This window comes from Aeromonas sp. V90_14, assembly GCF_029967615.1.
Lineage (GTDB): Bacteria > Pseudomonadota > Gammaproteobacteria > Enterobacterales > Aeromonadaceae > Aeromonas > Aeromonas hydrophila.
This window is the reverse complement of the sequence record NZ_JASCAS010000040.1, coordinates 1-23,822: the sequence shown is the minus strand read 5'-3', so window position 1 is coordinate 23,822 and position 23,822 is coordinate 1. Positions and strand designations below refer to the sequence as shown.

At 62.9% G+C, this 23,822-nt stretch carries 25 protein-coding genes; 13 read left to right on the top strand and 12 right to left on the bottom strand.

All coding sequences use genetic code 11. The annotated features are described in order from the left end of the window. The first annotated feature begins 39 nt into the window (after positions 1-39). The 3 genes from QLG02_RS16320 to QLG02_RS16310 are packed head-to-tail and all read left to right on the top strand — an operon-like array spanning position 40 to position 2,120. Entirely contained in the window at positions 40-483 is a 444-nt protein-coding gene (locus QLG02_RS16320; RefSeq protein WP_282465666.1) for a PTS sugar transporter subunit IIA, read from the top strand. A gap of 32 nt (positions 484-515) precedes the next feature. Next, positions 516-803, top strand: coding sequence for a PTS sugar transporter subunit IIB (locus tag QLG02_RS16315; protein WP_016349013.1), 288 nt, complete (start codon positions 516-518; stop codon positions 801-803). 60 nt (positions 804-863) lie between these two features. Beyond that, on the top strand, positions 864-2,120 hold the full coding sequence (locus tag QLG02_RS16310) for a PTS ascorbate transporter subunit IIC (protein ID WP_011704190.1): 1,257 nt from the start codon (positions 864-866) through the stop codon (positions 2,118-2,120). A gap of 69 nt (positions 2,121-2,189) precedes the next feature. Here QLG02_RS16310 and waaA read toward each other — a convergent pair whose 3' ends face one another. Beyond that, complete coding sequence (waaA, locus tag QLG02_RS16305; RefSeq protein ID WP_282465665.1) at positions 2,190-3,455, bottom strand: lipid IV(A) 3-deoxy-D-manno-octulosonic acid transferase; 1,266 nt, start codon at positions 3,453-3,455, stop codon at positions 2,190-2,192. 1 nt (position 3,456) lies between these two features. After that, entirely contained in the window at positions 3,457-4,566 is a 1,110-nt protein-coding gene (gene waaF, locus QLG02_RS16300) for a lipopolysaccharide heptosyltransferase II (RefSeq protein ID WP_268029770.1), read from the bottom strand. 240 nt (positions 4,567-4,806) lie between these two features. On the opposite strand from waaF, the gene QLG02_RS16295 reads away from it, so the two are divergent. After that, positions 4,807-5,595, top strand: a complete 789-nt coding sequence (locus QLG02_RS16295) for a glycosyltransferase family 2 protein (protein ID WP_282465664.1) — start codon at positions 4,807-4,809, stop codon at positions 5,593-5,595. 68 nt (positions 5,596-5,663) lie between these two features. On the opposite strand, the gene QLG02_RS16290 is transcribed toward QLG02_RS16295, so the two are convergent. Next, complete coding sequence (locus QLG02_RS16290) at positions 5,664-6,707, bottom strand: glycosyltransferase family 9 protein (RefSeq protein ID WP_282465663.1); 1,044 nt, start codon at positions 6,705-6,707, stop codon at positions 5,664-5,666. Positions 6,708-6,930: 223 nt separating this feature from the next. Between QLG02_RS16290 and coaD the strand changes: the two genes are divergently transcribed. Then, a complete protein-coding gene (coaD, locus tag QLG02_RS16285) occupies positions 6,931-7,413 on the top strand; it encodes a pantetheine-phosphate adenylyltransferase (RefSeq protein WP_171281887.1) in 483 nt (160 codons plus the stop codon). A gap of 54 nt (positions 7,414-7,467) precedes the next feature. Here the strand turns inward: coaD and QLG02_RS16280 are convergent, their stop codons facing one another. The 6 genes from QLG02_RS16280 to radC form a co-directional block, all read right to left on the bottom strand. Continuing rightward, positions 7,468-8,349 (bottom strand): VirK/YbjX family protein, encoded by an 882-nt coding sequence (locus QLG02_RS16280; RefSeq protein WP_282465662.1) that lies wholly within the window; start codon positions 8,347-8,349, stop codon positions 7,468-7,470. A gap of 178 nt (positions 8,350-8,527) precedes the next feature. Continuing rightward, complete coding sequence (gene mutM, locus QLG02_RS16275; RefSeq protein ID WP_282465661.1) at positions 8,528-9,340, bottom strand: bifunctional DNA-formamidopyrimidine glycosylase/DNA-(apurinic or apyrimidinic site) lyase; 813 nt, start codon at positions 9,338-9,340, stop codon at positions 8,528-8,530. Positions 9,341-9,369: 29 nt separating this feature from the next. Then, positions 9,370-9,825: a hypothetical protein gene (locus tag QLG02_RS16270; RefSeq protein WP_282465660.1), complete on the bottom strand. Its 456-nt coding sequence runs from the start codon at positions 9,823-9,825 to the stop codon at positions 9,370-9,372. 93 nt (positions 9,826-9,918) lie between these two features. Beyond that, positions 9,919-10,086 (bottom strand): 50S ribosomal protein L33, encoded by a 168-nt coding sequence (gene rpmG, locus QLG02_RS16265; RefSeq protein ID WP_005307500.1) that lies wholly within the window; start codon positions 10,084-10,086, stop codon positions 9,919-9,921. A gap of 11 nt (positions 10,087-10,097) precedes the next feature. Continuing rightward, positions 10,098-10,334: a 50S ribosomal protein L28 gene (gene rpmB / locus QLG02_RS16260; protein ID WP_005307492.1), complete on the bottom strand. Its 237-nt coding sequence runs from the start codon at positions 10,332-10,334 to the stop codon at positions 10,098-10,100. Between the two features lie 136 nt (positions 10,335-10,470). Further along, a complete protein-coding gene (gene radC, locus QLG02_RS16255; protein ID WP_011704181.1) occupies positions 10,471-11,145 on the bottom strand; it encodes a DNA repair protein RadC in 675 nt (224 codons plus the stop codon). Positions 11,146-11,292: 147 nt separating this feature from the next. On the opposite strand from radC, the gene coaBC reads away from it, so the two are divergent. The 4 genes from coaBC (at position 11,293) to QLG02_RS16235 (ending at position 14,682) form a co-directional block, all read left to right on the top strand. After that, on the top strand, positions 11,293-12,495 hold the full coding sequence (coaBC, locus tag QLG02_RS16250; protein ID WP_282465659.1) for a bifunctional phosphopantothenoylcysteine decarboxylase/phosphopantothenate--cysteine ligase CoaBC: 1,203 nt from the start codon (positions 11,293-11,295) through the stop codon (positions 12,493-12,495). 40 nt (positions 12,496-12,535) lie between these two features. Beyond that, the gene (dut, locus tag QLG02_RS16245; RefSeq protein WP_017411128.1) at positions 12,536-12,994 is read left to right on the top strand and encodes a dUTP diphosphatase; all 459 of its coding nucleotides are present in this window, start codon (positions 12,536-12,538) and stop codon (positions 12,992-12,994) included. Between the two features lie 68 nt (positions 12,995-13,062). Continuing rightward, positions 13,063-13,659: a nucleoid occlusion factor SlmA gene (gene slmA / locus QLG02_RS16240; RefSeq protein ID WP_254202084.1), complete on the top strand. Its 597-nt coding sequence runs from the start codon at positions 13,063-13,065 to the stop codon at positions 13,657-13,659. Between the two features lie 186 nt (positions 13,660-13,845). Further along, positions 13,846-14,682 (top strand): mechanosensitive ion channel domain-containing protein, encoded by an 837-nt coding sequence (locus QLG02_RS16235; RefSeq protein ID WP_101150977.1) that lies wholly within the window; start codon positions 13,846-13,848, stop codon positions 14,680-14,682. Between the two features lie 125 nt (positions 14,683-14,807). Here QLG02_RS16235 and QLG02_RS16230 read toward each other — a convergent pair whose 3' ends face one another. Continuing rightward, the gene (locus QLG02_RS16230) at positions 14,808-14,996 is read right to left on the bottom strand and encodes a holin (protein ID WP_005323764.1); all 189 of its coding nucleotides are present in this window, start codon (positions 14,994-14,996) and stop codon (positions 14,808-14,810) included. A gap of 416 nt (positions 14,997-15,412) precedes the next feature. On the opposite strand from QLG02_RS16230, the gene pgi reads away from it, so the two are divergent. Next, positions 15,413-17,062: a glucose-6-phosphate isomerase gene (gene pgi, locus QLG02_RS16225; RefSeq protein ID WP_282465658.1), complete on the top strand. Its 1,650-nt coding sequence runs from the start codon at positions 15,413-15,415 to the stop codon at positions 17,060-17,062. 148 nt (positions 17,063-17,210) lie between these two features. Here the strand turns inward: pgi and ilvC are convergent, their stop codons facing one another. Then, positions 17,211-18,692: a ketol-acid reductoisomerase gene (gene ilvC, locus QLG02_RS16220; RefSeq protein WP_005307463.1), complete on the bottom strand. Its 1,482-nt coding sequence runs from the start codon at positions 18,690-18,692 to the stop codon at positions 17,211-17,213. Between the two features lie 223 nt (positions 18,693-18,915). On the opposite strand from ilvC, the gene ilvY reads away from it, so the two are divergent. After that, positions 18,916-19,809 (top strand): HTH-type transcriptional activator IlvY, encoded by an 894-nt coding sequence (gene ilvY / locus QLG02_RS16215; protein ID WP_017411123.1) that lies wholly within the window; start codon positions 18,916-18,918, stop codon positions 19,807-19,809. On the opposite strand, the gene QLG02_RS16210 is transcribed toward ilvY, so the two are convergent. Next, complete coding sequence (locus QLG02_RS16210) at positions 19,798-20,670, bottom strand: transporter substrate-binding domain-containing protein (protein WP_282465657.1); 873 nt, start codon at positions 20,668-20,670, stop codon at positions 19,798-19,800. The two genes, ilvY and QLG02_RS16210, sit on opposite strands and share 12 nt — an antisense overlap. A 169-nt stretch (positions 20,671-20,839) precedes the next feature. Here QLG02_RS16210 and QLG02_RS16205 point away from each other — a divergent pair, with 169 nt between their 5' ends. Beyond that, a complete protein-coding gene (locus QLG02_RS16205; protein WP_011704172.1) occupies positions 20,840-21,031 on the top strand; it encodes a hypothetical protein in 192 nt (63 codons plus the stop codon). A 72-nt stretch (positions 21,032-21,103) separates the two neighbouring features. Next, positions 21,104-23,680: a bifunctional acetate--CoA ligase family protein/GNAT family N-acetyltransferase gene (locus QLG02_RS16200; protein ID WP_282465656.1), complete on the top strand. Its 2,577-nt coding sequence runs from the start codon at positions 21,104-21,106 to the stop codon at positions 23,678-23,680. The last annotated feature ends 142 nt before the right edge of the window (positions 23,681-23,822 follow it).

Genomic DNA, 23,822 nt, shown 5'->3' with positions numbered 1-23,822 from the left:
CGCTAGATTGGCGCCATCTTATCCAGCCCGGACATTGCCATGCTGACACAATTGCTGACCGAGGAGGTCATTTCCATCGAAGCGGGCGCTCGCGACTGGCGTCATGCCATCGAGCTGGCCACCGCCCCCCTGCTGGCCAACGGCACCATCGAGCCCTCCTATGTGGCGGCGCTCTATCGCTCCCACGAAGAGCTCGGCCCCTACTACGTGCTGGGCCCGGGCCTGGCCATGCCCCACGCCCGCCCGGAAGACGGCGTCAACCGGCTGGGACTGGCGCTGACCGTGCTGAAGGAGGGGGTCAACTTCGGCTCCGAGGGCAACGACCCGGTCCGGCTGCTGGTCACCCTGGCCGCCAGCGACAGCAACTCCCACGTGGAGACCATCGCCCAGCTGGCCGAGCTGTTCATGAATGAAGAAGAGGTGGCGGCCATCATGGCGGCCACCAGCAAAGACGACATCTTGCGCATCCTGGCGCGTTATTGAGAGGCGCCCTGCGCCCGACAGAGGAAGAGCACATGAAGATTCTGGTTGTATGCGGACACGGCCTGGGCACCAGCCTGATGATGGAGATGAGCATCAAGAGCATTCTCAAGGAGCTGGCCGTGACGGCCGAGGTGGATCACCGGGATCTCGCCTCCGCTGGCAGCGAGAGCGCCGAGATCTTTGTCGCCACCCGCGACATCGCCGAACAACTGGTCAGCATGGGTGTCGACGGCCGGCTGGTGTCCTTGGACAACATGGTCGACAAGGCCGCCATGAAAGAAAAACTCGCCATCGCCCTGCGCGAGCTGGGCGCACTCTAACCCCTTTGCAACTGTCTGGGCGGCCGGTGAGCCGCCGCTTCCATCTGCTTGGAGCTGACCATGGAATTTTTCAATTTTCTGATGTTTGACGTGCTGTCGGAGCCGGCCGTGCTGGTTGGCCTGATCGCCCTCATCGGTTTGATCGCCCAGAAGAAGCCGGTGACCGAGTGCATCAAGGGCACGGTCAAGACCATCATGGGCTTCGTCATCCTGGGGGCCGGCGCCACCCTGGTGGTGAACTCGCTGGGCGACTTCGCCACCATCTTCCAGCACGCCTTCGGCATCAAGGGGGTGGTGCCCAACAACGAGGCCATCGTCTCCATCGCCCAGCAGTCGTTCGGCAAGGAGATGGCGATGATCATGTTCTTCGCCATGCTGGTGAACATCCTGATCGCCCGGCTCACCCCGTGGAAATTCATCTTCCTGACCGGTCACCACACCCTGTTCATGTCGATGATGGTGGCAGCCATCCTCTCCGCCGGCGGCATGAGCGGCATTCCGCTCATCGCGGTGGGCAGCCTGGTGGTCGGCGTGACCATGGTGCTGTTCCCGGCCCTCGCCCACCCCTACATGAAGCAGATCACCGGCTCCGATGACGTGGCACTCGGCCACTTCTCCACCTGCTCCTACGTGCTGGCCGGCTGGATCGGCGCCAAGTTCGGCAACAAGGCCCACAGCAGCGAAGAGGTGCAGGTGCCCAAGAGCCTGCTGTTCCTGCGCGATACCCCGGTGGCCATCTCCTTCACCATGGGCATCATCTTCCTCATCACCTCCGCCTTCGCCGGCCCCGAGTTCGTCGCCAGCGTCGCCAAGGGCAAGCACTGGTTCATGTTCTCCCTGATGCAGTCCATCACCTTCGCCGCTGGGGTCTACGTGATCCTGCAGGGGGTACGGATGGTCATCGCCGAGATCGTGCCGGCCTTCAAGGGGATCTCCGACAAGCTGGTGCCCAACGCCAAGCCGGCGCTCGACTGCCCCATCGTCTTCCCCTACGCCCCCAATGCGGTGCTGATCGGCTTCCTGTCGAGCTTTGCCGCCGGTCTGGTGGGCATGGTGCTGCTCTACCTGCTGGGGCTCACCGTCATCATTCCAGGGGTGGTGCCGCACTTCTTCGTCGGCGCGGCAGCCGGGGTGTTCGGCAATGCCACCGGCGGCCGTCGCGGCGCCCTGCTAGGGGCCTTCGCCAACGGCCTGCTGATCACCTTCCTGCCGGTGTTCCTGCTGCCGGTGCTGGGGGATCTCGGCTTTGCCAACACCACCTTCAGCGATGCCGACTTCGGCGTGGTAGGGATCCTGCTCGGCCTGATCGTACGCTAACCCTCAGCCCACACGACAAACAAAAACGGAGCGCCATGCGCTCCGTTTTTTATGTCCGTCTGCCCGGCTTCAGTCGTTCTCCAGGCTGGCGAGGCAGTGGGAAAGGGTGCGAGCCAGCGCCCCCTGATTGCGCAGCACCACGGCGCGGGCCTGCTCGCCCATCTCCCGGCGCCGGCTCTCGTCGGCCAGCAGCGCACTCACCTGCTCCCCCAGCTCGGCGGCATCGGCCACCACGGCGGCGCCCCCCTGAGCCACCAGCTGGCGGGTGATATCGCTGAAGTTGAAGTAGGCGGGGCCGCTCAGACAGGGTTTGCCGAGCGCAGCCGGCTCCAGCAGGTTGTGGCCGCCCACCTTGACCAGGCTGCCACCGACGAAGGCCACGTCGGCCGCCGCCAGCATCAGCGGCAGCTCGCCCATGGTATCGCCGAGGTAAACCTTGTCGTGCTCGCCGACCGCACCACCCGCCGTGCGCCGCACGCAGCCGTAGGGGCCACACAACGCCGCCACCCGCTCGAATCGCTCGGGGTGACGCGGTACCAGGATCAGCAGGGCCGACGGCTGCGCCGCGAGCACCCGATCGAAGGCGGCCAGCACCTGCTCGTCCTCCCCCTGATGGGTGCTGGCGGCGATCCAGACCGGCCGATCCGCCCCCAGCAACTGGCGCAGGGCACGGCCCCTGGCCTGCAGCTGCTCATCGAGCTGGATGTCGAACTTGATGGAGCCGGTCACCGCCAGCCGCTCGCGCCCCAGCCCCAGCCGATGGAAGCGATCCGCGTCGTCCTGGTGCTGGCAGAGCAAATGGGTCAGCGGCCGGCTGAGGGCATCGAACGCCCCCTGAAAGCGGCCATAGCGCTGGCAGGATCGCTCCGAGAGGCGGGCATTGATGATGGTTACCGGCAGGTGGCGCGCCTCGCAGGCGGCCAGCCAGTTCGGCCACAGCTCGGTTTCCATCACCCAGAGCGCGCGCGGTTTGACGGCATTGAGGAACGCCGCCACCGCCCAGGGGTAGTCGAGCGGTGCGTAGCGGTGCTCCACCAGATCCCCCAGCCTGGCGGCCTGCTCGGCACCGGTGCGGGTGGTGGTGGTGAGCAGGATCGGCAGATCGGGCCGCTCGGCCTTGAGGGCGCGGATGAAAGGAGTGATGGCCAGCGTCTCCCCCACACTCACCGCATGGATCCAGAGTGGCGCCTCCTGCCCGCTGGCGGGCGTCTGCCCCAGGTGCTCGGCCCAGCGCTTGCCAAAGCCGGGCTTGCCCTTCTTCGGCTTGTAGAGCGCCAGCAATGCCAGCGGCAACCCCAGGTGGATCAGCAGGTTGTAGAGCAGCCGATAGCCCATGCTAGTGCGGCTCCCCGCGTTTGCCCGGCTCGGCGACGAAACGGGGCGGTTCGCCGGGCGGCAGCGGCGGGGCCGGCGTCTCGCTGCACTCCAGCCGGCGGCCAGCCTCGATGACCTGCTCCGGCATCAGCTCGATCAGGCACTTGAGGTGGCCGAACTTGCAGGTGCGCTTGAAACAGGGTCGGCACTCGATGTCGGTGTGGACGATCTCGACCCGGTCCGCCAGCGGCGGGGTATAGAGCGGCGAAGTGGAGCCATAGACCCCGATCAGCGGCCGGTTGAGGGCGGCCGCGACGTGCATCAGGCCGGAGTCGTTGGCGATCACCCGCCCGGCCAGCGCCATCAGGTCGATCGCCTCGTACAGATTGGTTTTGCCCGCCAGCACGTGGCAGTTGGGGCGCGACAGCGGGTTGATCCGGTCGCGGATGGTGTTGGCCACCGCCGCGTCCTTGGCGGAACCGAAGATCCACACCTGCCAGCCCTCGTCGAGGTGCTTTTGCGCCACCACGGCGTAGTGGCCCTCCGGCCAGCGCTTGGCCGGGCCGAACTCGGCCCCCGGACAGAGCACCAGCACCGGGCGGGCGCGATCCAGTCCGAGCCGCTCCAGCGCCTTCTCCTGGTTGATGAGATCGACGTTGAGGGCCGGCTGGGGAATGGTCGGGATGTCGGCCCGACTCTTCATCTGTGCCTTGGGATAGGCCAGCGCCAGGTAGGCCTCCACCATCAGCGGAAAGGCGGACTTGTTGCTGCGCATGTCGTTGAGCAGACCGAAGCGGTGCTCCCCCTTCCAACCGGTGCGCACCGGGATGCGGGCAAACCAGGGGATCAGCGCCGACTTCATGGAGTTGGGCTGGATGATGGCCTGATCGTACTTCTCGGCCGCCAGCTGCTTGCCGAGCCGACGGCGGGCCCCCAGCTTGAAGTCGCCGTGGCCAAGCGGCATCGGGATGGCTTTGTCCACCTCCGGCATCCGCTCCAGCAGGGCACCACACCAGGCGGGCGCCATCACGTGCAGCTCGCTGTCGGGGTGATTGGCCTTGATCGCCTTGTAGAGGCTCTGGGACATCACCATGTCGCCGACCCAGGAGGGGCCGATCACCAATATCTTCATCTCGCGCGTCTCTTGGGCCAAGCCCTGCGGTTAATCGTTGCTGGCCGAGATTATGCCCCAAGAATGGCCCGAGAAATAACAGAAGATCCCCGCACCACCCGCTCTCATGCCAAAAAGCAACCCATTTGAAACTTACGCAGCCCGACAGCCGGAACCATGCTCCGCCTGCCGTTTTAGGCTAGAATGGGCGCCAATTTGAGCATGGCCCGCCAGCCGGGCGCCAACAAGAGCCTTTAATCCGTGAACAAACCGACTCTGGCGGCTGTCCTTATCGTCAAGAATGAAGCCGAAAACCTGCGCCCCTGCCTCGCCTCCCTCGACGGACTGGTCGACGAGATCGTCATCATGGACTCCGGCAGCCAGGACGAGACCCCGGCCATCGCCGCCGAATTCGGCGCCCGCTTCTTCGTCAATCCGGTGTGGCCGGGCTTCGGCCGCCAACGCCGCCTCGCCCAGTCCCACGTGCAATCCGACTGGGTGCTGTGGCTGGATGCGGACGAGCGGCTCACCCCCGAGCTGAAAGCCGCCATCGCCGCCGTCATGGCCAACCCGGCCAGCGACACCATCTACTCGATCCCGCGCCTCTCCTGGGTATTCGGCCGCTTCATCCGCCACAGCGGCTGGTATCCGGACCGGGTGCTGCGCCTCTATCCCAAGGCGCTCACCAGCTACAACGAGGTGCTGGTGCACGAGAAGGTGGAGGTGCGCGCCAACATGAAGATCGTCAACCTGCACGGCGACCTGCTCCACTTCACCTATCGGGATCTGGAGCACTATCTGGTCAAGTCCGCCGGCTATGCCCGCGCCTGGGCCGATCAGCGCACCGCCCGCGGCAAGAAGGGCTCCCTCGGCCAGGGGCTGGTGCACGCGCTGGGCTGCTTCCTCAAGATGTACCTGCTCAAGGTCGGCTTCCTCGATGGCAAGCAGGGGCTCTTGCTGGCCATCCTGTCGGCCCACTCCACTTTCGTGAAGTACGCCGACCTCTGGATCCGCCAGCAGCCGCAGGCACCGGATCAGACGGACAAGTAAGCCGCAGCCCCCCCCTCATACGAGACAGGGCCCTTCAAGGGCCCTGTCTGCATTTACATCATCTGGTATCAGTGTTCAGTGCGCCAGAACGGCGGCGCCCAACGGGCGATCGCCGCCGCCATGGTCTTGGGATCGAGCTGGCTCATGTCTTCCGGGTGATCGCTGTCTTCCGGCGGGCTGAACGCCAGGTGGCGCCCCTCGCTGTTGAGCGGACGCCAGCGCAGCGGCGTCGCCGAGCGGTGGGCCGGGAAGAAGCCGATGGTGGGCACATCCAGCGCCGCGGCGATGTGCAGCGGCCCGGTGCTGCCCGCCACGAACAGGGCGGCATTGGCCATCACCTGGCAGAACTTGGGCAACCCCTCGTCGGAGCGGTAGATCCAGCCGTTGCCGCCGTGGGCCAGCAGCTCCGCCGCCAGCTGTTCGGCGATCTTCTCCTCCCCCGGCCCCGCCGTCAGGATGCACTGCAACTCGGGACAGGCCTGGTTGAGCTTGATGATGAGGCGGGCGTACTGCTCGATGGAGAGGTTGTTGGCCGAGCCGCCGCTGCCGGCATGTACCATCAGCCAGGGGCGGCCGGCATCGAGCCGCAGGCGGGCGGCGACCTGCTCGCGCACCTGTTGCAGGCTCTCGGCATCGAAGCTGAGGTAGGGGCCCTGCGGCTCCACCGTGCTCACCTGCTGGTCGGCGAGGAAACGGCGCACCAGATCCAGGTTGTATTCGTACTCCGGCTTCTGGGAGCGGGAGCGGCGCTGGATCAGGCGCTGGTTGTAGAGCACCTGGGCCAGCTTGGTGGCCGGTGCCAACCGGTAGGGAATGTGCGCCTTCCATACCAGCATGGCGTTGCGGGAGTTGGAGAAGAGGCAGATGGAGGCATCGAAGGCGGCGGCCTTGATGCGCGCCTGCAAGGCGCGTTGCTGTTCCTTGTCGGCCCGTGAGCCCGGATCCAGGATGATCTCGTCAATCCAGGGGCAGAGGCGGGCCAACGGCGCCGTGTAGGCAGGAACCAGGGCAGTCACATGACACTCCATGGAGCGCTTGAGCATGGCAAAGCTCGGCCAGGCCAGCATGAAGTCACCAATCTTGTCATTGCGGACTACCAGAATACGTTTCATAAAAAATCCCTTTGCTCCCTGTCACCAATGCAAGGAGGCTTGATGCGCGGTGCGGGTATTCTTGCCTGATGTATCGCTATTCTCAAGCGAAGAGACCCGGTGACCCCGATTTGGATCGGCAAAGCCGGCCTTGGGGCGCCAAAACTCGCCCCAAGGCGGTCGCGCCAATCCCCCAACAGACCCTATAATGCGACCAAATTTCCCGGTTGCAGGAATCAACAGCATGACCAACAAGGTAATCTATCCCGGCACCTTCGATCCCGTCACCAACGGCCACACCGACCTCATCGGCCGGGCCGCCAAACTGTTTGATGAAGTGGTGGTCGGGGTGGCCAACAGCCCGAGCAAGCGGCCGCTGTTCGATCTGGACGAGCGGGTGCAGCTGGCCCGCCAGGTGACCGCCCACCTGCCCAACGTCAAGGTGGTCGGCTTCTCCGGCCTGCTGGTGGACTTCGCCAGGGAGCAGCAGGCCAACGTGCTGATCCGCGGTCTGCGCGCCGTCTCCGACTTCGAGTACGAATTCCAGCTGGCCAACATGAACCGTCGCCTGATGCCGGAGCTGGAGAGCGTGTTTCTCACCCCGGCCGAGGAGAACTCTTTCATCTCTTCCACCCTGGTGAAGGAGGTTGCCCTGCACGGCGGCGACATCCGCCAGTTTGTCGACCCCACCGTGGCCGCCGCCATCAAGGCCAAACAGACCAAGTAACAACGAAACAGGCTACCCGAGGGTAGCCTGTTTGCTGCAAGGAGCCTGCGCGGCTCAGCCCGCCAGACGCGGGCCCAGCAGTTGCTGACTCGCCAGGGTCAGCTGATCGAGCCACTCGTAACGGCGCCGGTACATGGCCCGCTTCTTGGAGGCGATCTCCTCCAGCGGCTTGCGCTGGGCGGGCTGCAGCCGCACGAAGTTGTCATCCAGATCGATGGCGCCAAACTCCTGCCACAGCTCGTCATAGTCTGCCTGCAGGCAGGCTTTCTTCTTCTTGCTGTAACGCCGGGCCTGATAGATATGGGCCTTCATCCGCACCGCCGAGATGTGCTCGGCCTCCATCACCTCGGCCAGCTGCATCACCAGCATCACCACCAGCGACTTGGGTCGCAGACCGTGGCCCTCCTTGGTCAGCGCACGCACCTTGTCCTGTGCCTGCTCGATGCAGGGCTCCGGTCCCTGTACCGAACCGATCACCACTGCCAGCCGGTTGGGGGTGCCGGCCAGCGAGAAGGCACAGCTGTAGAGCCGCTTGCCCTGCGGGTCGACGATAGAGAGGGCCAGCTCCGCCTCGCGGCGGAAGGTGCCGTCGTGGCGCAGCACGATGCGGCAGCCGCTCTCGGGATAACGGCCGAGCTCGATGCCACCCCCCAGATAGAGCGGGTCGATCAGGTCCGGGTAGCGGGCCAGCATCAGCCGGTAGTGGTTTTCCAGCATCTCGGCCCGCTCGGTCGCAGTGGAACCGGCAAAGCGATAGGGCCGCATCGGCTTGTCGAGCAGCTCGGGATAGTGGGCAGGCAGGGCCTTGAGCGGTTCGGCCTGAAACAGCTCGAACACCCGGCTCAGCTGCTGCCGATAGAGCAGGCTGCGCAGCACGAACTTGGCGCGATTGAAGGTTTTGCGGGCGCTGTCATCGGGATAGAGGAAGCGGGCCATTTTTTGGGCACAATAGTGCCCCTGCCGGGACAAATGGTCCCAGTCTATTGATTTAGCTGTCATTTTATTTTCTCAAACCGCCTGAACGGTCGAGATAGTAGTAACAGGCGAGCAAATCTTCAACAGACTGGAAATACTCTCTTACAACTTGGCCATTTCAGGCCAAAAAAACCGCGATTCAGCGCTGGCAGTGGGAACAGAACACGGTGGTACGCTGCCCCAGCCGGATTTCACTGAGCAGGGTGTGGCAGTGAAAACAGGGCTGGCCGCCCCGCCCATAGACCTGCAGCTGCTGCACGAAATAGCCCGGCTTGCCGTCCGCACTGGTGAAATCCTTGAGGGTGGTGCCGCCCTGCCGAATCGCTTCGGCCAGCACCCGCTTGATCTCGGCCACCAGGGTGCCCAACCGCTCGGCGCTGATGCTGCCCGCTGCCCGCTTGGGGTGAATGCCGGCGGCGTAGAGCGCCTCGTTGGCGTAGATGTTGCCCACCCCGACCACCACATGGTTGTCCATCAAGAAGGTCTTGATGGCGGTGCTGCGCCCCTTGGCGCGCTCACGCAGGTAATCGGCATTGAACGCGTCGGTGAGCGGCTCCGGCCCCAGCTTGGCCAGCAGCGCATGCGCCTCGGCCGGCTCGCGGGTCCACAGCAGGGCGCCGAAGCGGCGCGGATCGTTGAGCCGCAGCAGCTTGCCGTTGGCCAGCTCGATATCCACGTGATCGTGCTTCTCGGCCGGGGTACCGATCTCCAGCACCCGCAGGCTGCCCGACATGCCCAGATGGAGGATGGCGGTGCCGAAGTCGGTCTCCAGCAGCAGGTACTTGGCGCGGCGGCTGACCCGGTGGATGGTGAGATCCACCAGCTCCTGGATTTCCCCCGGCACCGGCCAGCGCAGACGGCCGTCCCGCACCACCACTCGGGTGACCTTGATGCCGGTAAGCCAGGGCGAGATACCCTGGCGGCTGACTTCGACTTCCGGTAATTCAGGCATGGGATCCTCGTGCTGACGCTGAAAAGGGGTTAGGGAGCGGGACGCAGCAGGCTGCGGTACTGCTCCTGGCTCAGGCTGAGCCAGGTCGATGGGGGCAGCAGGGCGGCAAACTTGCCGCTGTCCTGATAAAGGCCCACTTCGATGGGATCGCTCTGGCCGGCGACCCAGATCTTGAGGGTAACCGGGGTGCCGCGCACGGATTCGCCGGGCGGTAGCAACCAGCCCTGCCAGGCCTCGATGTGCGTCGCCAGCTGGGCACTGCTGAGCCCCAGATCCGGCCCGCTGCGCCAGCCCTGCCCGATCCGTTCGATCTGCCAGCTCGGCCCCTGCCAGGTGAGCACCACGGCGCTCTCCGGCAGCAGCGGACGCGCCCGCTTGGCGCTGTTCTCCTGCTGGGCCAGCTCCAGCCGGTGCAACAGGGTGATCACGATCAGCACCACCACGATGATCACGTTGTTCCAGCCTTTGCGGCTCAGTTTGAACATGACAAGCCTCCCTTAGAACCGGCAGTGTACTGAATTTCGGCCATAAAAAAACCCGGCACTAGGCCGGGTTTTTGGGAATGCAGCATCAAGTAATTACTTGATTTTGCCTTCCTTGTAGATCACATGCTGACGAACAACGGGATCAAACTTTTTGATCTCCATTTTTTCGGGCATGGTGCGCTTGTTCTTGGTAGTGGTATAGAAGTGACCAGTACCGGCGCTGGAGTTCAGGCGAATTTTCTCGCGAATACCTTTAGCCATGATCTAATTCCTTATACCTTAACACCGCTGGCGCGCAGTTCAGCCAGAACCACTTCAACGCCACGCTTGTCGATGATACGCATGCCTTTTGCGGATACGCGCAGGCTTACGAAGCGTTTTTCACTCTCAACCCAAAAACGGTGAGTGTGCAGGTTCGGCAGGAAACGACGCTTGGTAGCGTTGTTAGCGTGCGAACGGTTGTTACCAACTGCCGGGCGCTTGCCGGTTACTTGGCATACTCTAGACATGTCAGTCTCTCCAAATCTTACTTCATTGCTCGAGCAAATATCTGCCCCGCTGGCCTTCGATTGCGGGGCAAACAGAAGGCGGCATTTTATACAGCATCCGTGATCAAAGATCAACTAATACGGCGCCAGAGCACAGTCATAACCAACCGCGCTCGGCGAAAGAAACCGTGATGCCGTCACCGATCACCAAGTGATCCAGCACTCTGATATCGATCAGGGCCAAGGCGGCCGTGATCCGATCCGTGATCTGGCGGTCGGCCCGACTGGGCTCGGCGACGCCGGACGGGTGATTATGCGCCAGAATCACGGCGGCTGCATTATGTTTGAGTGCGATCTGCACGATTTCTCTGGGCCAGACGCTCGCCGAGTCGAGGGTGCCGTAAAAAAGTTCAACGAATTGAATCACTCGGTGCTGGTTGTCGAGCAGCAGCAGGGCAAACACCTCCCGCGGTCGATCCCGCAGCTGGGCCTGCAGATAGTCCCGGGTCAACTGGGGCGAGGTGAGCGGATCGCCCCTTTGCAATTGCTCGGCCAGATGGCGCTTGCCCATCTCCAGCACGGCCTGCAGCTGGGCATATTTGGCCGGTCCAAGACCGTGCGCCGCGCAAAAGGCCCGCTGTTCGGCGCCAAGCAGCGCCCGCAGCGAACCAAATTGCTGCAACAGATGACGAGAGAGATCGACCGCACTCAGGCCACTGACCCCGGTGCGCAGGAAGATCGCCAACAGCTCGGCGTCGGACAAACCGCCAGGCCCCTGACGCAACAGCTTCTCGCGCGGGCGTTCATCTTCCGGCCACTCCTTGATGCTCATTTGTCTCTCCCTCATGCCTATTGAGAGAAAACATAGCAAAAAATCGCGGGAGCCCGACCACAAGTCCCCCATGTCAGCCTCTGTCGTCGTCCGCTGCCTGTGGTATCTTAGCCGACCAGTCAGAGTGAGCCGGAAGAGAAGCAGCAGATGAGATTGGCCGATAAACGCATCCTGTTGGGTGTCAGCGGCGGGATAGCCGCCTACAAGAGTGCCGAACTGGTACGCCGCCTGAAAGATCAGGGGGCCGAGGTACGGGTGGTGATGACCCGTTCCGCCAAGGAGTTCATCACCCCGCTGACCCTGCAGGCCGTCTCCGGCCACCCGGTGGCCGACAGTCTGCTGGATCCGGCCGCCGAAGCGGGCATGGGTCACATCGAGCTGGCCAAGTGGGCCGATCTGGTGCTGATCGCCCCCGCCAGCGCCAACCTGATGGCCCGCATGGCCGCCGGCATGGCCGACGAGCTGCTCACCACCCTCTGCCTGGCCACACCGGCACCGGTGGCGCTGGCGCCTGCCATGAACCAGCAGATGTACCTCAACACAGCCACCCAGACCAACCTCAAGACTTTGGCCAGCCGCGGCATCCTGCTGTGGGGGCCGGACTCCGGCAGCCAGGCCTGCGGTGACGTGGGCCCGGGCCGGATGCTGGATCCCCTCGAGCTGGTTGAGCGCTGCTGCCAACAGCTCGCCGCCGAGCCGCTGCTGGCCGGGGTCAGGCTGCTGCTCACCGCCGGGCCGACCCGCGAGGCGCTGGATCCGGTGCGCTACATCAGCAATCACAGCTCAGGCAAGATGGGCTACGCCATCGCCCGCGCTGCCCGTGAAGCGGGCGCCGAGGTGACTCTGGTGAGCGGCCCGGTGGCACTGGCCACCCCGGCAGGCGTCACCCGTGTCGACGTGGAAAGTGCCGAGCAGATGCATCAGGCTGTGATGAGCCGGGTTGGCGAGTGCGACCTCTTCATCGGCTGCGCCGCCGTCGCCGACTACCGCCCCGCGCAGGTGGCCAACCAGAAGATCAAGAAGACCGGTGACAACGACCAGATGCAGCTGACCCTGGTCAAAAACCCCGACATCATCGCCGCCGTGGGGGCCTTGTCAGACAAACCCTTCACCGTCGGATTTGCCGCAGAAACCGTGGATGTGGAACAATACGCCCTCGACAAACTGCAGCGTAAGCGGCTGGACATGATCGCCGCCAACGACGTATCTCGTGCGGGCCAGGGCTTCAACGCCGATGACAACGCCCTGACCGTGTTCTGGCAAGGGGGTCAAGCACCCCTGCCCCTGGCCGATAAGCTGACGCTGGCTCGTCATCTCATCGCCCTGATTGCAGACCACTGCCGGCACTGAGCCAGTCAATCGACCACCTCCACTCCATTAAAAACGATTTATGACAACACAAATTGAACTGAAGATTCTGGATGCCCGCATCGGCACCGATTACCCGCTGCCCGCCTATGCCACACCGGGTTCCGCCGGCATGGATCTGCGCGCCCTGCTGGATGCTCCGCTGACCCTGGCCCCGGGTGATACCACCCTGGTGCCGACCGGGCTGGCCATCCATATTCAGGATCCGGGCCTGTGTGCCACCATCCTGCCCCGCTCCGGCCTCGGCCATAAGCACGGCATCGTGCTGGGCAACCTGGTCGGCCTCATCGATTCCGACTACCAGGGCCAGCTGATGGTCTCGGTGTGGAACCGTGGCAATGACAGCTTCACCATGCAGCCCGGCGAGCGCATCGCCCAGCTGGTGATCATGCCGGTAGTTCAGGCCAGCTTCCAACTGGTCGATGAGTTCAATCAGAGCGAACGGGGTGAAGGCGGTTTTGGTTCTTCTGGTCGCCAATAACAGACCACACCAGCCCGCGCGGCGGTGCCTAATAACAGAATCAGGCCATTGTTTTTTTAGGGGAATCCATGGCAAGCAGTAATCAGAAACAGAGTCGGCGCGATCAGATCCTGCAGGCGCTCGCCCACATGCTGGAGACCAGCCCTGGCCAGCGCATCACCACGGCCCGTCTGGCGGCCGAGGTGGGGGTATCCGAGGCCGCGCTCTATCGACATTTTCCCAGCAAGGCGCGAATGTTCGAGGGGCTGATCGACTTTATCGAGGATTCCCTGCTGTCACGGGTCAACCTGATCATGGCCGAAGAGAAGGACACCATGGCCCGCTGCCACCACATACTGCAGCTGCTGCTGGTGTTTGCCGAGCGCAATCCCGGCATCACCCGCATCCTCAATGGCGATGCCCTGCTGGGTGAGCACGACCGGCTGCGAGATCGCATCAGCGCTCTGTTCGACAAGCTGGAGACCCAGATCAAGCAGGTGCTGCGGGAGAAGCGGCTGCGCGAAGGCCAGGGCTTCCAGCTCGACGAGACCATGCTGGCCAACCTGCTGCTGGCCTACACCGAGGGACGCATCAGTCAGTTCGTCCGCTCCGAGTTCAAAATCAAGCCCACCGCCGGCTTCGAAGATCAGTGGCAGTTTATCCGCAGCCAGCTGCTGCAGAGCTGACGAGCCCAATTTGCAATCAGTAGCGGCAACGCCGCTCCAGACGAGTTGCAGTAAAGAGGGAGGCCTTGGCCTCCCTTGTTTTTTGTGGCACAAAAGAGACGATGAGCACCAGATGCGACCCGGATTGTCGCATTCCAGTGTTAGATTCATGCGTCATAAACCTTTTATCGCCTGACAGGACACCCTATGGAACCCGAAATCATCACCGAAGCGCAGACCTGGCTGGTCAACAACCAGGGCCTGCTGATCGAGTACGCCGTCAACATCGCAGCCGCCCTGATCACCCTGCTGGTCGGCTATATCGCCGCCAACCTCATCAGCAGCGCCGTGGTCAAGGTGATGCAGGCCCGCAAGCTGGACACCACTGTCACCCACTTCGTCGGCAGCATCCTCAAGTACGCCATCCTGGTGTTCGTGGTGATCGCCGCGCTGGGCCGGGTCGGGGTGCAGACCGCCTCCTTCGTCGCCATCATCGGTGCCGCCGGTCTGGCCATCGGTCTGGCGCTGCAGGGCTCGCTCTCCAACTTCGCCGCCGGCTTCCTGCTCATCATCTTCCGCCCCATCAAGGCGGGCGAGTTCATCGAGGTGGCAGGCACCAATGGCGTGGTGCAATCCGTTCAGCTGTTCACCACCACCCTCACCTCAGGTGACAACAAGATGGTGGTGGTACCCAACTCCGCCATCCTCAACGGCACCATCGTCAACTACTCGCGCATGGATACCCGCCGGGTCGACATGACCTTCGGCATCGGTTATGGCTCCGATCTGCGCAAGGCCAAGCAGATCCTGGAACGGCTGGTCAGCGAAGAGTCGCGCATCCTCAAGGAGCCGGCCGCTACTATCGCCGTCGCCGCGCTGGCCGACTCCTCGGTCAATATCGTGGTGCGCCCCTGGGTCAAGACCGGCGACTACTGGGGAGTCTGGTTCGACTTCCACGAGAAGGTGAAGCTCACCTTCGATGCCGAAGGCATCGAGATCCCCTTTCCGCAGATGGTCATGCACATGCAAAAGCCGCAGGCCTGAGCCTTTTCCTGAATGACACAATGCCAGCCTCCGGGCTGGCATTGTCGTTTCCGGCCCCCTGACGGGCATAAAAAATCCGGCCACCCTGGGCCGGACTTTGTTTTCAGCATGCCGGGGGCGTCGACTTACACCAGCCGACGAGCCACCCGGTTGAGCAGCGGTTGCACCAGCACATAGCCTCCCAGCACGGCACCGATCACCGCCAGCACCCGTAACGGCAAGGTCGGCGCCGCACTGGTCAGTACCATGGTCAGCAGGCCGATGAGGCCGGTGGCGATCAGGCTCAGAGCAAACAGGGACAACACAGCTTTCATAGCGATCTCCTCATTCCAGACAGTGGCCATCCCTGGGAGATCTCGTCCATTCGCTCATATGCTAGCCAGCCTCCAGTGCCAACAACTTGCGCCTGCGCATGAAATGAGCGAAAAGGCGTCTGTCAAATACTCTTTTGACGGCCAGGCCAAACTGCCACCCCACTCGCAGCAGGCTCTCGCCCTGAAAGCCCTTTCAACGGCGGCAAGCCCGACCAAGTATGCGCAAACGCAAGATCCGGCCGCCATCAGTGACTCATAATCGCAGCGTTTTGGTTGTAAACTCGGTCGATGGCAGACAATTGGTAAAGCTCTGTTACACGGGCCGCGCAGCTGGCCCGGTATAATGCTCGAATAATAAGGTTTGGCGGGAGCCTTGCCTGCAAGGTTCATACACAACTTGGAAGACTGATAATCCTATGAAAAACATCAATCCAACCCAGACCCAGGCCTGGCAGGCACTGGAAGCCCACTTTGCAGCGAACAAAGAGACCCGGCTCAAGGATCTGTTTGCCCAGGATCCCCAGCGTTTCGACAAATTCTCCCTCACCTTCGGCGGCGACATCCTGGTCGATTACTCGAAGAACCTGATCACCGAAGAAACCCTCAAGTTGCTGGTAGATCTGGCCAAAGAGACCGATCTTCGCAGCGCGATCGACGCCATGTTCAATGGCGACAAGATCAACATGACCGAAGGCCGCTCGGTGCTGCACGTGGCCCTGCGCAACCGCTCCGACCGCCCCATCGAGAGCGACGGCAAGGATGTGATGCCGGAAGTGAACGCCGTGCTGGCCAAGATGAAAGGCTTCTGCGAGAAGGTAATCGGAGGTGAGTGGAAAGGCTACACCGGCAAGGCGATCCAGCACGTGGTCAACATCGGTATCGGTGGCTCCGATCTCGGCCCGGTGATGATCACCGAGGCGCTGCGTCCCTACAAAAACCACCTGCAGATGCACTTCGTCTCCAACGTCGATGGTACCCACATCGCCGAAACCCTGAAGAAGATCGATCCGGAAACCACCCTGTTCCTGGTGGCCTCCAAGACCTTCACCACTCAGGAGACCATGACCAACGCCCTGACCGCCCGCGACTGGTTCATCAAGATCGCCGGTGACAAGGCCCACGTTGCCAAGCACTTCGCTGCGCTCTCCACCAACGGCAAGGCCGTGGCCGAGTTCGGCATCGATACCAACAACATGTTCGAGTTCTGGGACTGGGTTGGCGGCCGCTACTCCTCCTGGTCTGCCATCGGCATGCCCATCGCCCTGTCCGTCGGTTTCGAAAACTTCGAAGCTCTGCTGCAAGGCGCCTTCGAGATGGACATGCACTTCGCCACTGCCTCCTATGAGCAGAACGTGCCGGTGCTGCTGGCGCTGATCGGCCTGTGGTACAACAACTTCTACGGTGCCGAGTCCGAAGCCATCCTGCCGTACGATCAGTACATGCACCGCTTCCCTGCCTACTTCCAGCAGGGCAACATGGAGTCCAACGGCAAGTACGTGGATCGCAACGGCAAGCCGGTTGACTACCAGACCGGCCCCATCATCTGGGGTGAGCCGGGTACCAACGGCCAGCACGCCTTCTATCAGCTGATCCACCAGGGCACCAAGCTGATCCCCTGTGACTTCCTGGCACCGGCCATCAGCCACAACCCGATCGGCGACCACCACCCGAAACTGCTGGCCAACTTCTTCGCCCAGACCGAAGCGCTGGCCTTCGGCAAGAGCAAGGAGCAGGTCGAAGCCGAGTTCCTGGCGGCTGGCAAAACCCTGGAGCAGGTCAAGGATCTGGTGCCGTTCAAGGTGTTCGAAGGCAACCGCCCGACCAACTCCATCCTGTTCAAGAGCCTGACCCCGAAGACGCTGGGCTCTTTGATTGCCATGTACGAGCACAAGATCTTCGTACAGGGTGCAATCTGGAACATCTTCAGCTTCGACCAGTGGGGCGTGGAGCTGGGCAAACAGCTGGCCAACAAGATCCTGCCGGAGCTCAACACCGATGCGGCTATCACCAGCCACGACTGCTCCACCAACGGTCTGATCAACACCTGGAAAGCGTGGAAAGCCTGATTTAGCCGGCCTTTCTGAATGCAAAAGCCCCGCTCGATGAGCGGGGCTTTTTTGTGGCCGGGTTTTCTGGCTGGCCGGTCGGGTGTCCAGCCCGACCGGCGACGGGGATCGTCATCCCCGCCCCTTCATCATCCTGCCCTATGCCGGCTTAACCGCCGACGGCGATACGCTTCATGTCCTTCATATAACCGCGCAGTACCTGACCGATCGCTTCGATGGGGTGGTTGCGGGTCGCCTCGTTGGCGGCCAGCAGCGCCAGGTTGTCGACGCTCTGCCCTTCCGCCTTGCTGGCACCCAGGTCGCCCGCTTTCAGGGTCGGCATGAAGTGCTCGCGCAGCAAGGGCACGGCGGCGTTGGCGAACAGGTAGTTGCCGTACTCGGCGGTGTCGGAGATGACCACGTTCATCTCGTACAGACGCTTGCGGGCAACGGTGTTGGCGATCAGCGGCAGCTCGTGCAGGGATTCGTAGTAGGCAGACTCTTCATAGATGCCGGAGGCCACCATGGTTTCGAACGCCAGCTCGACACCCGCCTTGACCATGGCCACCATCACCACGCCATTGTCGAAGTACTCCTGCTCGGCAATCTTGCCAGCAAACGCCGGCGCGTTTTCGAAGGCGGATTTGCCGGTCTCTTCGCGCCAGCCGAACAGCTTGGCATCGTCTTCGGCCCAGTCGGCCATCATGCCGCGGGAGAACTCACCGGCGATGATGTCGTCCATGTGCTTCTCGAACAGCGGGCGCATCAGGGTCTTGAGCTGCTCGGAGAGCTCGAAGGCGCGCAGCTTGGCCGGGTTGGACAGACGGTCCATCATCAGGCTGATGCCGCCCTGCTTCAGGGCTTCGGTGATGGTCTCCCAACCGAACTGGATCAGCTTGCCGGCATAGGCCTTGTCGGTCCCTTCGGCAACCAGCTTGTCGTAGCAAAGCAGGGAACCGGCCTGCAGCATGCCGCAGAGGATGGTCTGCTCGCCCATCAGGTCGGATTTCACTTCCGCCACGAAGGAGGACTCCAGCACGCCGGCACGGTCGCCACCGGTGGCAGAGGCCCACGCCTTGGCGATGGCCATGCCTTCACCCTTGGGATCGTTCTCCGGGTGAACGGCGATCAGGGTCGGTACACCGAAACCGCGCTTGTACTCTTCGCGCACCTCGGTACCCGGGCACTTCGGCGCCACCATCACGACCGTGATGTCGGAGCGGATCTGCTGACCCTCTTCCACCACGTTGAAACCGTGGGAGTAGCCCAGCGCGGCGCCCTGCTTCATCAGCGGCATCACGGTTTTGACGACGTCGGAGTGCTGCTTGTCCGGGGTCAGGTTCAGCACCAGATCGGCAGTCGGGATCAGCTCTTCATAGGTGCCGACCGCGAAGCCGTTGTCGGTGGCCTTCTGCCAGGAGGCGCGCTTCTCGGTGATGGCGGCCTTGCGCAGGGCGTAGGAGATATCCAGCCCGGAGTCGCGCATGTTCAGGCCCTGGTTCAGACCCTGGGCACCACAGCCCACAATCACCACCTTCTTGCCCTTCAGCACGTTGCAGCCGTCCGCGAACTCTTCGCGCTGCATGAAACGACACTTGCCCAGCTGGGCCAACTGCTGACGCAGGTTCAAGGTGTTGAAATAGTTAGCCATGGTGATTGCTCCGTTCGATTGATTCCATGCCGGATGGCGGCGTTGTCGAAACCACTATAGCGCGGGACACTTATTGCCTGAACTGATATATTCGAAACAGTACGTTGCAATAATTGAAACGTGAACCCTTCATCATCGCAGGCAAGACCTACCTCCAAACGGTAGATTGAAGCCGCCCAGAACATGGGTCTCGGGCAGCGATGCCGCACCAGGAGTTGAAAAGATGGACCTTCGCAATCTCGAGCTGTTTCTCCACCTTGCCGACTCCCTCCACTTCGGCAAGAGCGCCGACGCCATGGCGGTCAGCCCTTCCACGCTGAGCCGCGCCATCCAGCGGCTGGAGCAGGAGACCGGCTGCGTGCTGTTCGAGCGGGACAACCGCTCGGTGCGACTCACCCCGGCGGGCGAGAAGCTGCGTGAATTCGGCGGCGCCCTGCTGCAGGAGTGGCGCCAGCTCAAGCAGGAGCTCAAACGCAGCGATGAGCCGCTGCAGGGGCGGCTGCGGGTGTTCTGCTCGGTCACCGCCAGCTACTTCCTGCTGCCCGAGGTGCTGGAGCGCTTTCGCCGCCGCTATCCCCAGCTGGAGATCAAGCTGGAGACCGGCGACCCGGCGCTGGCGGTGGACAAGATCCTGGCCGACGAGGCCGATCTGGCCATCGCCGCCCGCCCGGATGCCCTCTCCGCCAAGCTGGAGTTTGCCAGCCTGCAGCAGGTGCCGCTGGTGTTCATCGCCCCTCGCACCGCACCGCAGCAGAGCCAGTGGTTTTCCCAGGGGGAGCCAGACTGGGAGCGGCTGCCGCTGATCCTCTCCGAGCAGGGGCTGGCCCGCAAACGCTGCGATCAGTGGCTGCGCAACAAGGGGATCGCCCCCAACATCTATGCGGAGGTGGCGGGCAACGAGGGGATTGTCGCCATGGTGGCGCTCGGCTTCGGAGTGGGGCTGGTGCCGGCGGCGGTGATCGACCACAGCCCCATGGGTGAGAAGGTGCGCATCGTCGAGCCCAAGCCCGCGCTCAAGCCGTTCGATGTCGGCATCGCCGTGCTCAAGAAGCGGCTGGAAGAGCCGCTGATCCGTGCCTTCTGGGATACCGCCCGGGGCCAGGGCTCATTGCGCTGACACGGCGGGCAGCGCCGGAGCATAGATAAGCGAGGGATCCTGCATCATGGCCCGGCTGCCGGCCGGCAGATCGGGATTGCTCAGCTCCAGCATCACCCGCCGATCCAGCTGCAGCCGCCGGATGGTGCTGCCAAAGCCCGCCTCGAATACCCGCTCATAGTCACCGGACTGGCGGGCTCGCTGCAGGCCGAGTTCGATGCGCTTGGCCAGTTCCGGGTACTTGGGGGAGACGAAGAACAGCAGCGCCAGCGGATAGCGAAACACCAGGTGCGGCTCGATGGCCAGCTCAGGGTGTTGCTTGAGCTCCTCCTCGATCTCGATGACCGAGCGCAGGAAGCAGTCAAAGCGCCGCTTGCGCAGCATGTTGAACAGAGCGTCGTAGAGGCTGCCCACCACCACGTTGAGACCGTTCTCCTTGAGCAGACGGGTATCAGGCCAGGATCTGTGCTGGCCGATGCGAAGCCCGGCATGTTGCCAGTCGGTCAGCGATCGTATGTTGGCGAACCGCCCCTCATCCCCCTGCCGAATGAGGCACACCCGCCAGCCCAGCAACCCTTTTGCCAGCGGAACATGGATGGCCAGCAGGGTACGCTCGCGCTCCTCGTCGGGGGCAAACACCCCGATCTGCACCAGCTCGCCGCTTTGCAACTCCTTGACCGCCCGCCCCTGCTCCATCGGCGGGCTGGCAATCAGCCGATAGGAACCGTATTCCGGCACGGTCAGATCGAGCGAGAGTCGCAGCAGACCGGCCACAGCGGGATTGGGATGGTCCAGCAGCAGGTTCCAGGCCCTGATGGGCACCTCTGCCGCCGCCACGCTGCCGGCAAACAACATGACGCAACACAACCAGATCCTGCTCATCGCGCACCTCCCCCGCCGTCCATTCACTATAACCTCAGGCCTGGCCCCCTTGATGCAGGACGCCACAGATGTGTGAGCCACTTCGTGTCAAATCTGACAATGGTCAGTCTGAGGATCAATTCACCGACTAGACTGGATGTTCAGCCTGAATGGAACAAGGAGCCGCGCCATGATGCCTCATCTGATCGAAATCAACAGCTCGCTGCTGTTCGATGAGTACCTGCAGAGCCTGGGAGTACCACAAACACAGCTCGATCAGGAACAGGATATCTATCTGCAGGAGCGCCATCTGGCAGCGGTACGCCAGATCCAGGGTGAGCTGAAGTTTTACCTGCGAGCCAGTGCCCTGACCAGGCAGTGATCCGCAACCGGTCACAGAACCGGCGCTGAAAGCGTATTACACTGGCACCATCCGCCACCCACGGGAGTGCCCATGAAACCAAGCGGCCTGGATCGGCTCTTCAAACCCCAGTCAATCGCCGTCATCGGTGCCTCGACCGACCCGCAGAAGGCGGGTCACGTGGTGATAAGACACCTGCTCGCCGGCCAGTTCAAGGGCCCCATCCTGCCAGTCAGCCCGCACAGCAAGGCCATTGCCGGCGTGCTGGCCTATGCCGATATCGACAGCCTGCCGCTGGCCCCGGATCTCGCCATCGTCTGTACCCGGCGGGAACGAGTGCTGACCCTCATCGAAGCACTTGGTAAACGGGGAACGGGTGCCGCCATCATACTGGCGGCAGACTTCACTGCGCCGGAGCGGGAACAGCTGCAACAGCTCAGCCAGCAATACGGCATCCGCCTGCTCGGCCCCAACAGCATGGGGATGCTGCTGCCGGGTCAGGGCATCAATGCCAGCTTCTCGCCGATTGCCGCCAAGCCTGGTCAGGTTGCCTTTCTCTCCCAGTCGGCCGCCGTCAGCACCACCATCCTGGATTGGGCCAAGCAGCATGAACTTGGCTTCTCGGCCTTCATCTCCCTTGGCGATCACTGCGACATCAACTTCGGCCAGTTGCTGGATCAGCTCTCTCGCGACAGCGTGACCCGCGCCATCCTGCTCTACATGGACAAGCTGCAGGACGCCCGCCATTTTCTCTCGGCCGCCCGCGCCGCCGCCCGCAACAAACCCATCCTGGTGCTCAAGAGTGGCCGCCATGAGCCGGACAACGGGCTCGACAACGTCTATGACGCCGCCATTCGTAGGGCCGGCATGCTGCGGGTGCGGGATACCCACGAACTGTTTGCCGCCGTCGAGACCCTGAGTCACTCCTTGACCCTCAAGGGGGAGCGGCTCGCCATCATCTCCAATGGCCGTGGCTTGGCCAACATGGCTATCGACAAGTTGCTGGAGCGGGGCGGCAAGCTGGCGATGCCGCCTCGCGACATCGGCAGCGATGCCGACATCAATGACTATCAGCAGGCTCTCGACGACCTGCTGCAAGGGGACGAGGCGGACGCCATCCTGCTCATCCACGCCCCGTCGCTCACCGCCCGTGGCGCCGCCTTGGCGCGCAGCCTGATCGACTACGTCAAACAGCACCCCAGGGCCAGACGCTTCAATATCCTGACCAACTGGGCGGGGGAATATTCGGCCCAGGAGGGGCGTCGTCTGTTCAGCGAGGCAGGCTTCCCCACCTACCGCACCCCGGAGAGCGCGGTCGCCGCCTTCATGCACATGGTGGAATACCGGCGCAACCAGAAGCAGTTGATGGAGACCCCCGCCTCCCTGCAGGGTGACAGGCTCAACCTCGAGCTGTGCCAGCAGTTGATCAGACAGGCGCTGGAACGCAAACAGCTCACCCTCGACACCCATCTGGCACACCCCATTCTGCAGGCTGCGGGGCTCTCCACCCTGCCGACCTGGATCGTTTCCGATGCCATCGAGGCAACCCTGACCGCGGAGCAGATCGGCTATCCAGTGGCAGTCAAGCTGCGTTCACCAGACATCCTTCACAAGTCGGCGGTACACGGCGTCATGCTCAACCTGCGTACCTCGGCCGAAGTCGCCCAGGCTGCAGATGCCATTCTGGATCGGGTCAGGCAGCATGATCCCGGTGCCCGTATCGAAGGCCTGCTGGTGCAGCGCATGGCGCGCCGCAGCGGGGGGCTGGAGCTGCGGATCCGGCTGCAACAAGACCCCGTATTCGGCCCCGTCATCCTGCTCGGTGAATCAGGCGCCGAACCGCAGGAGATGATGGCGGCCCTGCCGCCGCTGAACCAGGCGCTGGCACGCTACCAAATCATCGGGGCGCTCAAGAGCCGCAAGATCCGCGAGCAGGCCAGTCCGGAACGACTCGATATCGATGCCCTCGGCCAGGTGTTGTGCCAATTGTCGGAGCTCCTACTCGCCTTCCCCGAGATCCAGCAGCTGGATCTGCACCCACTGCAGGCCTGCGGCGCCGAAATGGTGGTACTGGATGCCAGCCTGACTCTGCAACCTGCTGAAGAAGGCCGCTGCAGACTGGCTATCCGCCCCTATCCCACCGAACTGGAAGAGGGGGCCTGGCTCAAGGATCAGAGCCATGTGCTGCTCCGCCCGATCAGACCGGAGGATGAACCCGCTCACAAGCAGTTTGTACTCAAGGTATCGGACGAAGACAGGTATAAGCGCTTCTTCGCCGACGTGGGGGAGCTGGGACATGAAGAGCTGGCCCGCATGACCCAGATCGACTACGACAGGGAAATGGCGTTTGTCGCCGTGGGGCAGGATGGTCCGTTCGACCAGCAGATCCTGGGGGTAGTTCGAGCCATTTCTAACCCGGACCTGTCTGATGCAGAGTTTGCCATCCTGGTGCGCTCCGACCTAAAAGGGCTGGGGCTTGGCAAGCTGATGATGGAAAAGATAGTGCGCTATGCCAGAGAGCGCGGCATTGGCCAGCTGTCGGGCATGACCATGCCCAGCAACCGCGGCATGATCAACCTGGCCAAACGGCTTGGCTTCAAGATCGATATCCAGCTGGAAGATGGGGTGGTCAACATGGAGCTGCCCTGCGCCAGTCAAGGGCAGGCATAAAGCAGAGAAATCAGCGATTTATGGCCATAAATCGCTGATTTTAGATAATAAAAAACCCCGCTCAAATGAGCGGGGTTTCTCGTGTTGGATGCCTGGCAGTGTCCTACTCTCGCATGGCGAATGCCACACTACCATCGGCGCT